Consider the following 15,057-nt stretch of genomic DNA (forward strand, 5'->3'; position numbering starts at 1 on the left):
CGGGGCTGTGGACGACCGGTGGAGCGCAGACCGCCCACTTCCTAGCCTGCACGGATGGACCGACTCCGCTCCGCCGTGCTCGACCACCGCCGACTCCTGGCCGCGGTGTGCACCGGCCTGGCCGTGCTGCTCACGGTGGTCGCGGTCCGCCAGCCCGGCGACACGGTCACGGTCGCCGTGGCGGCGGCCGACCTGCCCAGCGGGCACGCCCTGACCGACGCCGACGTCACCATGGCCCGGCTCCCCCGCACCGCGGCTCCCACCCGCGTCCTCACCGACGTCGAGACGCTCATGGGGCGACGCGTCGGAGGCCCCATGCGCGCCGGCGAGGTGTTCACCGACGCCCGGGTGCTCTCGGCCGGCACCACCGACCAGCTGCCCGAGGGCCACGTGGTGACCACGCTCCGCCTCGCCGACGCAGCGGCCACCCAGGGGCTGCGGGTCGGCGACCGGGTCGACGTCGTGGCCGTGGCCGCGCGCGACGACGGACCGAGGGCCACGGTCGTCGCGACGTCGGCGCAGGTCGCTGCCGTGCCCGCGCCGGACGGCGCCGAGGAGGCCACGCTCGCCGTCCAGACGCCACGCGAGACCGCCCTGACCCTCGCCCGTGCCGGTCTCGAGGCGCAGCTCAGCGTCGTGGCGGTCTCCCCCGGCACCGCCTGAGGAACCCACGGCGACGTTGCTCGGAGCCCCGCATCCCGTGCCCTACGCTCGAGGACGACCCTTCCAACCGTCCTAGGGGGACACCATGATCCAGGGATTCAAGGACTTTCTGCTGCGCGGCAACATCGTCGACCTCGCCGTCGCGGTGGTCATCGGCACGGCGTTCACCGCACTCGTCAGCGCCTTCACCAGCTCGTTCATCAACCCGCTGATCGGGCTGGTCAGCGGCGGTGGCACGGCGGGCGGCAGCTTCGAGGTGAACGGTCAGGTGTTCACCTACGGCGCGTTCATCACCGCCATCATCACCTTCGTGCTCACCGCGGCGGTCGTCTACTTCGTCGTCGTCGTGCCCATGAAGGCGGTCAACGAGCGTCTCTCGCGTGGCAAGGAGCCCGAGCCCGAGGGCGTCAGCGAGGACATCCAGCTCCTCCGCGAGATCCGCGACTCGCTGCAGCGTCCGATCGGCTGACCTCTGGTCTAGCCGCCGTGATGGGGCGGGACGTCCCGCATCAGCTCGTCGTCACGACGAGACGGTGCGGGCGTCCCGCCCTTCGTGCGTGGCGGCGGCGACACGTCGTCGTCGCGCTCGTCGCGCGTGGTGTCGGGCAGCAGGTCCCCGAGCAGCAGCGCGGCCCGGCGCCGGCGCTCCTGCTCCGCGCGCCGCGCCTCGTCGTCAGCCGACACCGTCGAGCCAGTCCGGGGTGAGCTTGGGGAACAGGGGGTGCCAGCCGGCGCGGTCGCCGAAGCGCTGCGAGCTGATGCGCTGCGACCGCGAGAACGTCTCGAGCCGCACGCCCGCGACCTTCTGGGTGATGCGGTGGTGGAAGCGCCCGCCGCGGCGCCCGCCCGCGAGCGCGAGCTGCTCGGCCAGGTCGGCACGACGGCAGGGCTCGGCGCCCACGTTGTAGGTGCCCACCGGCGCGGTGAGGGCCGACTCCGCTGCGGTGCCGACGTCGTCGACGTGCACGAGGTGGACCCACGACTGGGGGTCGCCCCAGCCGGTGGGCCGGCCGGACCGGGCACGACGCACCATCCAGCGCGAGCTGGGGTCGGGGCCGACGATCTGGCCGAAGCGCAGCACCACCACGTCGGCGCCGTGCCGGCGGACCGCCTCGGCGTGCTGCTCGGCCTCGGCCACCGTGTCGGTGTCGCGGGTGATCTCGACGGGGGCCTGCTCGTCGATCCAGTCGTCGCCACCGTCGGCGTAGATGGACGAACGGCTCTGCTGCACGAGTCGTGGGACGCCGGCCGTGAGGGCCGCCTGGGCCACCCGCTGCGAGCCGATCGCCCGGATCCGGTCGTTGGCCCGCCACGCGCCGGGGCGCAGCATCGACAGGCCCACCGGCATCCGTCCGGCGAAGTTGATGACGACGTCGCAGCCCCGCATGCCCTCGACGAGCGCGTCGGCGTCGAACACGGTGCCGCGGTGCGGGCGGCCGCCGCGGGCCTCGACGACGGAGGCGGCCCGGTCGGATCGGGCGAGACCGACGACGTCGTGTCCTGCGTCGACGAGACTCGTCATCGTCGAGCGGCCCATGACTCCGCTGGCTCCGGTGAGAAAGACCTTCACGTTCTGGCTCCGTGACGTCGGGTGGTGTACCGCCGTGTGTGGACTGGTGTCGACCGCCGGTCGGGCGATCAATCGGACCAGGATAGCGGAACCGGGCCCAGGGCCCTCAGGCGTCGCTGTCGGCCAGCTCGGAGACGAGGGGGACGACGTCGGCGATCGAGTCGACGACGCGGGTGGGCCGGAACGGGAACCGGTCGACCTGGCCCGGGGAGGTGGAGCCGGTGAGCACCAGGATCGAGCGGAGCCCGGCCTCGAGCCCCGAGAGCACGTCGGTGTCCATGCGGTCGCCGATCATGACGGTGGTCTCGGAGTGGGCCTCGATGCGGTTCAGAGCCGTGCGCATCATGAGCGGGTTGGGCTTGCCCACGAAGTAGGGCTCGACGCCGGTGGCCTTCGTGATGAGCGCCGCGACCGATCCGGTGGCCGGCAGGCTGCCCGACGGAGAGGGACCGGTGGGGTCGGGGTTCGTGGCGATGAACCGGGCCCCGCTCTCGATGAGCTGGATGGCCTTGGTGATCGCCTCGAAGGAGTAGGTGCGGGTCTCGCCCAGCACCACGTACTCGGGGTCGCGGGTGGTCATCACGTAGCCGACGTCGTGCAGGGCCGTCGTCAGCCCGGCCTCGCCGATCACGTAGGCGGTTCCCTCGGGACGCTGCTCGCTCAGGAACTTGGCGGTGGCCAGGGCCGACGTCCAGATCGCCGACTCCGGGATGTCGAGCCCGGCGGCGTGCAGGCGGGCCCGCAGGTCGCGCGGGGTGAAGATCGAGTTGTTGGTGAGCACCAGGAACGGGCGCTCCTGCGTGCGAAGTGCCGCGATGAAGTCGGCCGCACCGGGGATGGCGCGCTCCTCGTGCACGAGGACGCCGTCCATGTCGGTGAGCCACGAGACGACGGGCTTGGTCATGGCTTCTCCTGGTCGATGGAGTGCGTGCGCACGAAGTCCCAGATCAGCTGGGTCGCGTCCACGTCACCCTTGGCCGGTCGGGTCCGGGGCGAGTCGACGGTGGCGCCGGGCGCGTCACCGCCGGGCCAGCGGTGCTTGCCGGCGCCCAGGAAGTAGGCCTCGACGTCGGCGCCGCCCGCGCACGGCGTGTAGGCGAGGTGGACGACGCCACCGGGCAGCTTGGTGCGCGCACCCGGCAGGCACCCGTTCTGCTGGGCCCAGCGTGCGGCCGTGAGCACCGCCGACGGGAGACGCCCGATCTTCGTCTTGGCGGCACCCTTGAGCGGGACGACCTTGTCCTTCATGCCGTGGAACACGATGAGGGGTCGGGCGGGCGCCTGGGCGCACTCGGGGGTGCGGTAGGGGCCGGCCACCGACGCGTACGCGGCGAAGCGGTCGTCGTCGCGGCACGCGAGCGCCATCGTGAGGGCGCCACCGTTGGAGAAACCCACGGCGTAGGTGCGCGACTCGTCGGTGCAGGTCGTGCTGCGGACGTCGTCGAGGAGCGCGTCGACGAAGGCCAGGTCGGCCCCGTCGCGACCGTCGACCTCACGGAACCGCCACGCGGGGACCTTGCCGAGCGCCTGGGGTGCCACGACCACGGCGTCCTCGGTGTCGGCCAGCTGGTCCATGCGGGTCATGCGCAGCATCGACTCCGGATCTCGTCCGAGACCGTGGAACAGCACGACGACCGGCAGCGGGCGGCTGCCGTCGTAGCTGGCGGGTACGTGCACGAGGTAGCGCCGGTCGGCGCCACCGAAGGTCATGGTGCGCTGGCTCGTGCCGATGATGCCGGGCGCGGGGGTGCTGCACGGACCGTCGGCGACGGGCGGGGCCGCCGGCTCGTCGGAACGCGCCATGGTGGTGCCGGCGAGCACGAGGGTCGCCGTGAGCACCGAGGCGAGGAGGACGAGGAGCGGTCCCGAGGCATGCGTGCGAGCACGACGGACCAGGGACACCACGGGCACATCCTACGCGGCGCGGACCCCGGCCTCGGCATCGTCGACGCGTCGGCCGTCACCCGCGCTCCGGGGCGCGCACCCCCTGCGGGCGGTCAGCCGTCTGCGGGAGCCACCACGGAGGCGAGCCCCGCAGGCTGCGGGTGCTCGCTGGTGCACCGGGCCCCGGGGTCGATCTGGTGCACGACGGCGTCGACCAGCCACTGGTCACCCGCGCCCCGGCACTCGACCACGACGTACACGCTGGACCCGTTGTGGGTACCCAGCGCGACCACGCCGCTCATCGCCGCTGTGTGGAAGTCGGCGAGGATCCTCTGCTGCTCGCGCACGCCGCTGACCTCGTACACGACCACGGTCCAGGAGCGTTCGTCCATCCGTGACATGAGGCCTCCGAGGTGCGCGGGCGTGCTGCGTGGTGCGGTGAGCGTACGACCGATCCCGCGTCGGCGCGCGTCGGCGACGTGACGACCTCGCCGGAGAGGGTGACGGATCGGCGGACCGCACGGATACTGGGTCGATGAACCTGCGCCGCGTCTCCGTCGTCCTGTGCGCGAGCGCCTCGCTCGCCGCTGCCCTCCTGGTCGGGGGCACGCCGGCCGCCACCTCCGCTGCCGCCGAGGCCCCGGCCCTGGACGTCGAGGTCGTGCAGTCCGGACTCGTCCATCCGTGGGCGCTGACGTTCCTGCCCGACGGTTCGATGCTCTACACCCAGCGCGACGCCCGGACCGTGACGATGCTCGAGCCGTCGGGCCGCTCGACGGTCGTCCTCTCCCGCCCGGCGGGCATGTGGAACGGCGGCGAGACGGGGCTCATGGGGATCGAGACCTCCGTCGACTTCGCCAAGACCGGCCTCTTCTTCACCTGCCACGGCTACCGCTCGGGCTCCACCGCCGACGTCCGTGTGGTCGCCTGGAAGCTGGACCGGACCACGCGCAAGGCGACCTTCTCGCGCAACCTCGTGACCAGCCTGGTCTCCCGCTCGGGGCGCCACGGCGGCTGCGCCCTGGAGCGCGGCGCGGGCTTCTCGCTCTACATCGGCACCGGCGACGCGGCCCGACCGGACGTGCCGCAGGCGCCTCGGTCCGGCGGCGGCAAGGTGCTCCGCGTGGTCAGCTCGACCGGCAACGGGTACCGCGACAACCCGTGGGGCACGGCCGCGAACGCGATGCAGCGGCGGCTGTGGACCTACGGCCACCGCAACGTGCAGGGGCTCGCGCGTCAGCCCTCCACGGGCCGCATCTGGTCGGCCGAGCACGGCTCGTACCGCGACGACGAGATCAACGGCCTGGTCAAGGGCGGCAACCACGGCTGGAACCCCGTGGCGCGGAAGGCCGGCGACCCGTTCTACAACGAGGGCGCCAACTCGCCCATGACCGACTTCGCGATCCCAGGAGCGCAGCGGGCAGCGTCGTGGAGCTCCGGTCAGCCGACCATCGCCACCAGCGGAGCCGCGTTCGTGACGGGCGAGAGCTGGGGTGCGCTCGACGGCGCGCTGGCGGTCTCGGCGCTGAAGGGTCAGCACCTGCGCTTCCTCACGTTCGACTCGGCCCTGAAGCTCGTCGACGACGTGCGCCCGCCGGAGCTCGACGGGACGTACGGGCGCCTGCGGGGCGCGCAGCTCGGCCCCGACGGCGCGCTCTACGTGACGACGTCGAACGGGTCCGACGACAAGATCCTGCGCATCACGCCGCGCTGACGGGACGCCACGGCGGCGCGCAGGTCCCGGCTCAACGCTCGTCGAACGGCGTCATCGGCGGCGCCAGGTGCTCCAGCTCGGCGAACCGGTGGCTCCACGGCGAGCCCTGCTTCATCCGTTCGCCGAGCGCCGTGCGCTGCCCGTCTCCCCAGAGCGGGGGCGTGCCCGTGGCCGTCGCGACCGTGCCGGCGGCGGCGAGCAGGACGGTGGACAGCCCGCTGCGCCGGCGGGTGGGGGCCACGTAGACCTGGTCCACCTCTCCGGTGCGCGGCCACCACCGAACCGCACCGGCCTGGTCGGCGGCGCGGACGCCGGCCTCGCGCGGCAGACGTCCCTGCAGGACCTCACCTGCCGGGACCGTCCCGCCGGCGAAGGCGACGAGGTTGGTCGCGGGCTCACGCTCCTGGGGCTCGTGCACCTGCACGAACCAGAGCCCACCGGTGCGCTCGAGCAGCGCGGGGGCGACCTCGAGCCGCAATGGCGTGCCGTCGGCCCGCGGGGTCAGCCGGCAGAGCACGGTCTCCCCACGCACCAGGTCCTCGGCCTCTGCGGCGAGCAGCTCCGTCACGGTGCCGTCGGGGCGAGCGCCACCGACGACCGACGCGAACCAGGCCGTGGCGCCGTCGGGCCCCAGCGCCCGACAGCGCCAGACCTGCGGCCCGAGCACGAGGCGGCTCAGGCGTCCGAACGGCGTCGGCCGGCCGCGACGGCCGTGCCGCCGGCGGCGACCATGCCGAGACCGAGCGCGAGGAGTGCGCCCTCCGGGCCCCCGGTGTCGGGCAGACGTGCCGAGCCGGCCGCGTCCAAGGAGTCGCTCGTGTCCGAGGGGTCAGCCGGGTTCGAGGGATCGGTCGGGCCCGAGGGATCGGTCGGTTCGGCCGGCTCCTCCGGACTCGGCGCGCCCAGCTCGAACCACACGTCCGCGGTGTCGTCGCAGAAGAGGGCATCGGTCTCGCTCACCTCGCACGGGGTGACGGTTGCGGTCCTCGTCTCGGGCGCCAGCTCGCCCGGGGACGAGAGGTGCTGGACGGTGACCGTGGCCCCCGGCGTCGTGTAGTACCAGTTCAACCGGTCCGTCGCGGACTGGCCGGGATCGTCGATGTCGACACCTCGGGCGCTGGCGCGCAGCTCCGGCTGGTTCGGGTAGGGCCGGAAGAAGTTGCCCTCGCACTGGCTGTCGCCGCTCCCCGGGTCTCCGACCGCGATGGTGGTGCAGTCGAAGGTCTCGGAGTCGGCGCCGTCCTGGCTCGTCACCGTCACCCGGAGGACGCTGCCCTCGGTCACGGTCCCGGCGGGGAGGTCGTTGTCCTCGGCGAGGCGGACACCCACCCGGAACTTGCGCGACCCGTAGTTCGGAACGACCTCCTCGGCCTCGTCGACGTCGTCGACGACCTTCGGGTCGGGCGTGTCCTCGGTGGACGTCGCCTCGGACGTCGACGTCCCGGTCTCCGGGCTGGTGCTCTCCTCGACGTCGGACTCGCCGTCCGGGGCCGCGGAGGTCTCGGGCGTGGAGGTCGGCGTCGACTCCTCGGAGCCGTCGACGTCGCTCGAGGTGGTGTCGTCGGCAAGCGCAGGCGCGGCGACGGTCACGAGACCGGCCACGGCGCAGGCGCCCGCGACGGTGAGGCGGGCAAGGGGCGAGCGAGCGCTCATGAGGGACATCGGTGCTCCGGACGGGACAGGGGGCGGGCCGCGACCAGTATGGGGCTCTGCGCAGGTCGACGGGGCGCACTCCCACGAAAGGGGACCTTGGACCCGGCGCGGCCCGGACCTTTCGGGCCGGCGACCGGCGAAGCCGGGCTGGGTTCGAACCTGGGACCTGCGACTGAGGAGACCGTTTCCCTGCCGCTGCTGCTCCGCGCCCATCACGACCCGGCCGTACGTGCCCCACGCCCCGGCCGTACGTGCCCCCGGCAGGATTCGAACCTGCGACCTGCGGTTTAGGAAACCGTTGCTCTATCCCCTGAGCTACGGGGGCGGGGCGCCGAGCCCCGAGGGGTGACGACGCACCCCCATCTTGGCAGGCGCGGCAGGAGCGGGGCGCAGCCGACCCGACCTCGGCAGGTCAGCGGTAGATCATGCAGGTCGTGGTGCCGTGGGCGACGAGCCGGCCGGAGGCGTCGACGATGGAGCCCTCGGCGGTGGCCACCTGGCGTCCGACGTGGATGGTGCGGCCGGTCCCGACCAGGCGTGCACCGTCGACCGGGACGGTCCGGATGTAGTTGACCTTGAGCTCGAGCGTCCCGTACCCGACGCCCGCCTCGAGCGTCGAGTGGATCGAGCAGCCCATCACCGAGTCGAGCAGGGTGGCGCAGATGCCGCCGTGCAGGGACCCCAGGGGGTTGGCGAAGGTGGGCTTGGTCGGCACCGAGAACACGACCGTCCCCTCCTCCAGCGACTCGACCTCGAGGCCGAGGAGGTCCCCGATGAAGGGCGGCCTGTCCTCGGCCGCGAAGGCGGTCCGGAGGAACTCCAGCCCGGTGAGCTGCTTCAGGTGCTCCAGCTGCTCGGCTGACAGCGACGTCATGACGGACCCTCTCGATCGACGAGGACCCACTATAGACCGATCGGTCTATAGTGGGTCGATGGCCACCGGAGCGAGGGACCGCATCGTCACCGCCACCATCGCGCTGGTGCGCGAGCGTGGGGTCCACGGCACCGGCGTGGCCGAGGTCCTCGAGCGCAGCGGTGCGGCGCGCGGATCGATCTACCAGCACTTCCCGGCCGGCAAGCCGGCCCTCGTCGCCGAGGCCGTCCGGGTCGCAGGACGACACCTGGAGAGACTGATGACCGACGGCGCCGCGGCCGCCCCCGAGCAGCCCGCCGTCGCGATGCTCGAGGCAATGCTGGACTGGTGGGAGCGGGAGATCCGTCGCCACGGCGGAGCACTGGGCTGTCCGATCGCGGCCGCGGCGGTCGATGACGACCCGGTGGTGAACGCTGCCGCCCAGGCGGTGTTCGAGCGCCTGCACGCCCTGCTGTCCGAGACCACGGGCGACCCGAGCGCCGCCAGCGTGGCTCTCAGTGCGGTCGAGGGAGCCATCCTGCGCTCGCGCGTGGCTCGGGACCCGGAGCCCCTCGACGACGTCCGGCGCCACCTGACGGGGCTGCTCGGGGCCTCCCCCCGCACCTAGGCCAGTGGCCTTCCAGGGGTCGGCACGGGGGGAGGTCCTTCCAACGTAACGGCTCAGCGGCGTCGCGCGCGACGACAGCGCGCAGTCTCCGCGACCCACCGCGTCCCCGCCCTCACGTCACTGCGGAGGCAGGGTGCGCGCGTGCTCCATCCCTCGCTCGGCCCAGTCGGCCAGTCCGTCGCCCAGCGAACCCTCAGTCGCCCAGCCCGAAGAACTCGACCATGAGGTCGGTCGCGTCGATCGAGGACGTGGTCTTCCCCAGCACGGGCACCTCGAAGTCCGCCCCGGGCCAGGTGTGCCCACCGTCGTCGATCACGTACGTCTCGAGGCGCGCGGAGTCGTCGCAGTCGCGCCACCGCTCCAGCTCCACGTCGGAAGCCACCTCGGTCGTGCGCGGCTTCGTGGCGCAGCCGTCGTGCTTCGCCCAGTCGGCCATCACGGCGTCGACCGAGCGGACGGGGAACAACGGGGTCTCCCCGCCGTCGAACGGGACCACCTCGTCGCCCGTGCCGTGGAAGTAGACGACCGACGCGGGCGGTGCGTCGCTGCAGGCGGCGTCGTCGTAGAACGTGGCGGCCACCCCGCCGTAGGCCTTGAACGGGAAGTCCCCCGAGCAGGCCATCGCGAAGACGACCGCCGACCCGTTCGACATGCCGGCCGCGTACTGCCGGTCGTCGTCGACGCACCACTCGTCGCCGAGGGACTTCGTGAGCTCGAGCCAGAACGCGGCGTCGGAGCCGGCCGTGGAGGCCGGTGTCAGGACGTCCCACGTGCTGGGCGTCCCGGTGGCCTGCGGCGAGACGAGGATGAAGTCCCGGTCGTCGGCGGCCGTCGGGAACGACGCGTACGTCGCGACCTCCGCGGCGGAGCTGCCGAGACCGTGGAAGAGGTACACGACGGGCAGGGGGCGTGAGCCGTCGTAGCCGGTCGGCACGTGCACGATGTACTGCCGCAGCGTGCTGTCGACGGTGATCCTGCGGGTCACGTCGCGTGTCGCCCCGGTGACGTCGTCGGGCACGGACCCGCAGCCCGCCGACGCGGCCGTCGTGGTCGGTGCGCTCGTGGCGGGGGTCCTGTCGGGCTCGTCGGTGCCGCGCGTGCAGGCGCCCAGGGTGAGGGACAGGACGACGACCGCGACGAGAGCTCGCACGCCCCTAGTCTGCCGGGTCCCGCCGCACGCCGAGGTCGACACCTCGTGATCGACGCCCGCGTCGGTACCCGGCTCGAGTCGCGAGGGCCACGGAGGCGACCTACCGTCGCTGCATGGTCCGGCTGCGTCGCGTCTCTGCCTCGATGGACGGCTGGTCGCGTGTGCGGCACGGCCGAGGCTTCCGCTACCTCGACCAGGACGGCGCCCCGCTGCAGGAGATCGACGTCGAGCGCTGCAAGCAGCTCGTCATTCCGCCTGCGTGGACGAAGGTCTGGATCTGCCCGGTGCACAACGGCCACCTGCAGGCGGTCGGCACCGACGACGCCGGACGCCGTCAGTACCTGTACCACCCGGCCTGGCGCGAACGGCGCGACGCCGAGAAGTTCGTGCACATGGAGGGCTTCGCCGCGGCACTGCTCGACGTCCGCGACCGTGCCCGCGACGAGGTCACCGACGAGCCGACGCTGCGCAGCGTCTCCGCCCTGGCCTTCGGCCTGCTGGACCTCGGGATCTTCCGGGTGGGCTCGGACCGCTACGCCGACGAGAACGGCAGCTACGGGCTGACCACCATCGAGAAGCAGCACGTCCGACGTGACGGCGACACGCTCGTGTTCTCCTACGTGGCCAAGAGCGGCCAGGACCTGGAGGTCGCGCTGCGCGACGAGCGGCTCATCTCGGCGCTCGAGCCGCTGCGTCGCCGCCGCACCGGCGGCGACGTCCTGCTGGCGTACCGCGGCGACGACGGCTGGTCGACCCTCGGGGCGTCAGCCGTCAACGACTACGTGAAGGAGATGCTGGGCGAGGAGTTCTCGGCCAAGGACTTCCGCACGTGGCGCGGCACCGTGATCGCGGCGGCCGCCCTCTCCTCGTCGGACGCGTCGACCAAGACCGCGCGCAAGAAGTCGGTGGCCGCCGCGATGCGGGAGGTCTCCGAGCACCTCGGCAACACCCCGGCCGTCGCACGCTCGTCGTACGTGGACCCGCGCGTCGTCGACCTCTTCGACGACGGGGTCGTGGTGGCCGGCGGTCACCGTCCCGTCGCTCCGGGCGAGCCGGTGAGCCGCACGCTGGAGAAGCAGGTCCTCGAGCTGCTCGGCAAGGGCTGAGGGCTACTCCGACACGTCCTGCAGCACGCTCTCGACCGCTCGCCAGAACGTCGGGTAGGCGAACACGGAGTTCCGCAGCGTCGCCACCGGGACCTCGGCGCGGACCGCCACCACGAGACCCGAGACGGTCTCGCCTCCGGTGGGTCCGACCACGGTGGCACCGACGACGACGTCGCGAGTGGTGTCGACGACGATCTTGACGACGCCCTCGGCGCCCGGGCCGTGGGTGAACCCGCGCGAGCTCTGCGCGAGGTCGGTGGTGGAGACGGCCACGTCGAGACCACGGTCGCGCGCCTGCTTCTCGGTGAGGCCGACGCCGCCGACCTCCGGGTCCGTGAACGTGACCCGCGGGAACGACGTGTCGTAGTCGGGCAGGTCCTCCCCGAGGATCGCGCGGGCCGCGCGGTCCGCCTGGTACATCGAGACGTGGGTGAAGGCGCCGCGCCCGGCCACGTCACCGACGACCCAGACGCCGTCGGCCGCGAGCATCGCGTCGTCGACCTCGATCGACCGGGCGTCGGGGTCGAGACCGACGGTCTCCAGCCCGAGGTCGCCGATGGACGGCGTCCGCCCGGCTGCCACCAGCACCTGCTCGGCGTGGACGGTGCCCGAGGCCAGCTCGAGGGTGAACTGCGTGCCGTCGTGGGAGACGGAGGTGATGCTGTCGCCCTCGCGCACGTCGATGCCGTCGCGCTCGAACGCACCCCGCAGCACGTCGGAGGCCTCCGGCTCCTCGGGACCGAGGATCCGGGGGCCGACCTCGACCACCGTGACCTCGCTGCCGAAGCGGGCGAACGCCTGCGCCAGCTCGAGCCCGATCGGCCCGCCACCGATGACCACGAGGGAGCTCGGCAGGACGGTCGCCTCGAGAGCCTCGTGGTTCGTCCAGAAGGGCGTGCCGGCGAGTCCATCGATCGGCGGCACCGCGGCCCGGGTCCCCGGGTTGAGCACGACGCCGCGCCGGGCCTCGATGCGCTGCGTCCCCCCACCGGCGACGTCGACCTCGACCACGCCGGGACCGGCCAGCCGACCGTGACCGCGGACCAGGCGCGCGCCCGACTTCTCGAGCCGCTCGGCGGCCACGGTGTCGTCCCAGTCGTCGGTGGCCTGCTCACGGATGCGCTTCGCGACCACGGAGAAGTCGGGCTCGACCGTCGCGGCGCCGGCCAGCTCCACCGCGCGCCGGGTCTCCGCGATCGCGCCGGCGGCGCGGATGAACATCTTCGACGGGATGCAGCCCCAGTAGGGGCACTCACCGCCCACGAGACCGGACTCCACGGCCACGACCTCGAGCCCCTCCCCCGCCAGTCGGGCCGCCAGCGCCTCGCCACCGGGTCCGAGACCGATCACCACCACGTCGCACGTCGTCATGCCCCCATCGTGGCCCCGCCGTGGTCCTCGCGCAGGACCGGGGCGCGACTCCCGGGTGAACAGAGCCGCGAAAGGCGGGCGGAGTCGGCCGCCGTGACCTACGCTCACGGAGCCCGCACCCGCGGGACGACCCACATCGCACTCCCGCGGAGCCTCATGTCCCTGCCTTCCGGCACCACGTTCCTGCGCACCCCGATCGGCCGTCTGGCCGTCACGGGTGCCGCCACCCTCGTCACGCTCGTCGGCGTCGCGCCGACGGCCATGGCCGACGAGGACCTCGCTCCCGAGACGTCCTCGACGGACCGGACCACCACCGAGTCGTCCGGCGTCGAGCCGTCCCTCACCCCCGAGCAGGAGCAGGAAGCGCTCGCCGAGGAGCCCCCCGCAGGTGACGCCGTGGACGGACCTGCGTCCGAGGACGTCGCCGCACCGGCCGAGGAGCCGGTCGAGGTGGACCCGACGGAGTACGAGGCCGAGCCCGCCGCCGAGGCCGCGCCGGGGCCCGAGGTGGCCGCCGCCGACACCGAGCTCGTGCTCGCCGACGACACGGGCGACGTCACCGCGGGCCGGACCGGGACGTTCTACGTCCTCCAGAACGACACCAGCACCGACGCGATCCGCTCGCTCACGATCGAGAGCCAGGGCGAGCACGGCACGGCCTACGTGGTGGGATCCCGCTTCGAGGAGCCCGGCCAGGACGTACCGGGCGAGGGCTCGCTGCGCGTCGAGTTCGACGCCGACGAGGACTACACCGGACCCGACTCGTTCACCTACCGCGTGACGACGGCCGACGGCACCACCGCCACGGCCACGGTGGACCTGCAGGTCGAGGCCTACGTCGCACCGCCGGTGAACGCGGACTTCGGCACCACGAAGTTCCGGGTGGGCGTACAGCTGGCCGACGGGTCCTACGCCCCCCAGGGCACGGCCGGCGGCGTGTTCCGCATCCAGGAGATCCGCGCCGACGGTACGACCCCGGATCCCACGACCTGCACGACGTTCACCACCTTCGAGTTCGGCCCCGGTTCGTCGAGGTGCAGCGAGCGCGAGGGGAACCCCGGCTCGACCTACGTCATCACCCAGGAGTCGGCCGCGCCCGGCGCCATCGCCTCGCCGCGTCGGCGCGTGATCGACCCGTGCACGGAGGAGACACCCGAGTACTGCTTCTTCTTCAGTCCCGGTGAGTCCTCCGACAGTGCCGTCGCCCTGTTCACGAACGCGGGCGCGATCCTCCCCGATGCCGTCGACGACGAGGACGAGTCCTTCGACGGCGACCCGGTCGACGTCGACGTGCTCGCCAACGACGACAGCGAGGACCCGGGCACGACGCTGGACGTCGCGTCCCAGCCCGACGGCGGCACCGCCGAGCTGGTGGGCGAGGCCACGGTTCCGACGCCGGAGCCGGGCCCGGACGACCGCGTCGGCGTGCTGGCCGTGCCGAGCGCGGGCACCCAGCGGATCCGCTACACGCCGGAGCCGGGCTTCGAGGGCGTGGACACCTTCACCTACCGCCTCACCAACGGCAACGGGTCCGACACGGCCACGGTCAGCGTGCTGGTCAGCGACAACGGTGCCGTCACGCCGGTCGACCCCGAGGACCCGGCCGACTCCGACGACGGCTCCACCGCGCCCGCCGACGCGTCGCTCGGGGGCTCTGCCAGCGGCACGGTCGCGACGGCCACGTCGAGCCTGCCCTCGACCGGTGGCCCGCGGACCGGCCTGCTGGCCCTCGGCGCTGCGCTGCTGGCGACCGGCGCCGCGGCCGTCGCCGGAAGCCGACGCCGTCGGGACGCCGCGGGTGCCTGACGACGCACCCGCGTTCCCGATCTGGCACGTGCGTGTCGTCGACACCGGCGGCGCGCTCGTGCGGGTCTCGCTCGTCCAGTCCGACCGGCACGCCGACGGGACCGCGCTGACGGTTCCCGAGGCGGAGGCCGGGTCGGAGGAAGCCGCGGGCGTCGTCGCCGTCGCACACCTGACCGACGGGCTCGTGTCCCGGCTCGAGGTGACGGCGGACGCGGCACCCAAGGCACCTCCTCTCTGGTTCGTGGAGGTCCCGGAGCCTGAGCCGGCGTCCGGTCCGCCCGCGACGTCGATCGTGGCGTTCACCGGTGGCGACGTCGAGGAGACGGCTCTCCTGACGGTGCGCCAGGCGCAGCACCATGGCATCCAGTCGGCCGAGCAGGTCGGCGCGTTCCGCTGGATCCCGCACTCGGGCTTCGGCGACCAGCTCTACGTGGCCCCGTCGTGGCGGAGGCGGACCATCGGCACGGGTCTGCTCGCTGCGGGCGGTGTCCTGTCACTCGCGCGCGGGTGGCCCCGACCGTGGGGCGACGGCCAGCGCACGGCCGAGGGCGACCGCATGCGCCAGGTCGCCCGCTGGGCGCACCTCAGCCAGGAGCTCACCCACCTGATGCCGCCCATGACTCCCTTCGAGGAGCGCGGGGACGCGCCACCCCGATAGT

The 15,057-nt window shown here is 73.1% G+C and carries 17 protein-coding genes and 1 tRNA gene; 7 read left to right on the plus strand and 11 right to left on the minus strand.

Annotated elements, in window-relative coordinates; all coding sequences use genetic code 11:
- The first annotated feature begins 54 nt into the window (after window positions 1-54).
- Complete coding sequence (locus tag ASF37_RS12345; RefSeq protein ID WP_056580891.1) at window positions 55-663, plus strand: SAF domain-containing protein; 609 nt, start codon at window positions 55-57, stop codon at window positions 661-663.
- Between the two features lie 85 nt (window positions 664-748).
- Window positions 749-1,132, plus strand: coding sequence for a large conductance mechanosensitive channel protein MscL (mscL, locus tag ASF37_RS12350; RefSeq protein ID WP_055969111.1), 384 nt, complete (start codon window positions 749-751; stop codon window positions 1,130-1,132).
- Window positions 1,133-1,140: 8 nt separating this feature from the next.
- Here mscL and ASF37_RS12355 read toward each other — a convergent pair whose 3' ends face one another.
- The 5 genes from ASF37_RS12355 to ASF37_RS12375 all read right to left on the minus strand — a co-directional run bounded on the left by ASF37_RS12355 (window position 1,141) and on the right by ASF37_RS12375 (window position 4,509).
- The gene (locus ASF37_RS12355) at window positions 1,141-1,347 is read right to left on the minus strand and encodes a hypothetical protein (protein ID WP_056552521.1); all 207 of its coding nucleotides are present in this window, start codon (window positions 1,345-1,347) and stop codon (window positions 1,141-1,143) included.
- On the minus strand, window positions 1,337-2,233 hold the full coding sequence (locus ASF37_RS12360) for an NAD(P)-dependent oxidoreductase (RefSeq protein ID WP_156368194.1): 897 nt from the start codon (window positions 2,231-2,233) through the stop codon (window positions 1,337-1,339). The genes ASF37_RS12355 and ASF37_RS12360 overlap by 11 nt, the downstream gene beginning before the upstream one ends.
- Before the next feature lie 106 nt (window positions 2,234-2,339).
- Entirely contained in the window at window positions 2,340-3,137 is a 798-nt protein-coding gene (locus ASF37_RS12365; RefSeq protein ID WP_055969122.1) for an HAD-IIA family hydrolase, read from the minus strand.
- Window positions 3,134-4,138: a PHB depolymerase family esterase gene (locus ASF37_RS12370; protein ID WP_156368195.1), complete on the minus strand. Its 1,005-nt coding sequence runs from the start codon at window positions 4,136-4,138 to the stop codon at window positions 3,134-3,136. The genes ASF37_RS12365 and ASF37_RS12370 overlap by 4 nt, the downstream gene beginning before the upstream one ends.
- A 92-nt stretch (window positions 4,139-4,230) precedes the next feature.
- Complete coding sequence (locus ASF37_RS12375) at window positions 4,231-4,509, minus strand: hypothetical protein (RefSeq protein ID WP_055969128.1); 279 nt, start codon at window positions 4,507-4,509, stop codon at window positions 4,231-4,233.
- Window positions 4,510-4,652: 143 nt separating this feature from the next.
- Between ASF37_RS12375 and ASF37_RS12380 the strand changes: the two genes are divergently transcribed.
- Window positions 4,653-5,831 (plus strand): PQQ-dependent sugar dehydrogenase, encoded by a 1,179-nt coding sequence (locus ASF37_RS12380; RefSeq protein WP_055969132.1) that lies wholly within the window; start codon window positions 4,653-4,655, stop codon window positions 5,829-5,831.
- Window positions 5,832-5,862: 31 nt separating this feature from the next.
- Here the strand turns inward: ASF37_RS12380 and ASF37_RS12385 are convergent, their stop codons facing one another.
- From ASF37_RS12385 to ASF37_RS12400, 4 genes are all read right to left on the minus strand, one after another.
- Window positions 5,863-6,498: a hypothetical protein gene (locus ASF37_RS12385; protein WP_055969137.1), complete on the minus strand. Its 636-nt coding sequence runs from the start codon at window positions 6,496-6,498 to the stop codon at window positions 5,863-5,865.
- Window positions 6,499-6,506: 8 nt separating this feature from the next.
- Window positions 6,507-7,484 (minus strand): hypothetical protein, encoded by a 978-nt coding sequence (locus ASF37_RS12390; protein WP_156368196.1) that lies wholly within the window; start codon window positions 7,482-7,484, stop codon window positions 6,507-6,509.
- A gap of 252 nt (window positions 7,485-7,736) precedes the next feature.
- Window positions 7,737-7,809, minus strand: a tRNA-Arg gene (locus ASF37_RS12395).
- Between the two features lie 87 nt (window positions 7,810-7,896).
- A complete protein-coding gene (locus ASF37_RS12400) occupies window positions 7,897-8,358 on the minus strand; it encodes a PaaI family thioesterase (RefSeq protein WP_055969144.1) in 462 nt (153 codons plus the stop codon).
- A 58-nt stretch (window positions 8,359-8,416) separates the two neighbouring features.
- Between ASF37_RS12400 and ASF37_RS12405 the strand changes: the two genes are divergently transcribed.
- Window positions 8,417-8,965 carry a TetR/AcrR family transcriptional regulator gene (locus ASF37_RS12405; RefSeq protein WP_055969147.1) on the plus strand — a complete coding sequence of 183 codons (549 nt, stop codon included), beginning with the start codon at window positions 8,417-8,419 and terminating at the stop codon, window positions 8,963-8,965.
- Between the two features lie 193 nt (window positions 8,966-9,158).
- On the opposite strand, the gene ASF37_RS12410 is transcribed toward ASF37_RS12405, so the two are convergent.
- Window positions 9,159-10,115 (minus strand): PHB depolymerase family esterase, encoded by a 957-nt coding sequence (locus ASF37_RS12410; protein ID WP_056580903.1) that lies wholly within the window; start codon window positions 10,113-10,115, stop codon window positions 9,159-9,161.
- A 113-nt stretch (window positions 10,116-10,228) separates the two neighbouring features.
- Here ASF37_RS12410 and ASF37_RS12415 point away from each other — a divergent pair, with 113 nt between their 5' ends.
- Complete coding sequence (locus ASF37_RS12415; protein ID WP_056574511.1) at window positions 10,229-11,221, plus strand: DNA topoisomerase IB; 993 nt, start codon at window positions 10,229-10,231, stop codon at window positions 11,219-11,221.
- A 3-nt stretch (window positions 11,222-11,224) separates the two neighbouring features.
- Here the strand turns inward: ASF37_RS12415 and ASF37_RS12420 are convergent, their stop codons facing one another.
- The gene (locus ASF37_RS12420) at window positions 11,225-12,592 is read right to left on the minus strand and encodes an NAD(P)/FAD-dependent oxidoreductase (protein WP_056580906.1); all 1,368 of its coding nucleotides are present in this window, start codon (window positions 12,590-12,592) and stop codon (window positions 11,225-11,227) included.
- A gap of 156 nt (window positions 12,593-12,748) precedes the next feature.
- Between ASF37_RS12420 and ASF37_RS12425 the strand changes: the two genes are divergently transcribed.
- Window positions 12,749-14,398 (plus strand): Ig-like domain-containing protein, encoded by a 1,650-nt coding sequence (locus tag ASF37_RS12425; protein WP_056580909.1) that lies wholly within the window; start codon window positions 12,749-12,751, stop codon window positions 14,396-14,398.
- Window positions 14,391-15,056 (plus strand): hypothetical protein, encoded by a 666-nt coding sequence (locus ASF37_RS12430; RefSeq protein ID WP_156366821.1) that lies wholly within the window; start codon window positions 14,391-14,393, stop codon window positions 15,054-15,056. The genes ASF37_RS12425 and ASF37_RS12430 overlap by 8 nt, the downstream gene beginning before the upstream one ends.
- Window position 15,057 lies beyond the last annotated feature (1 nt).

Source organism: Aeromicrobium sp. Leaf289 (genome assembly GCF_001423335.1).
Lineage (GTDB): Bacteria > Actinomycetota > Actinomycetes > Propionibacteriales > Nocardioidaceae > Aeromicrobium.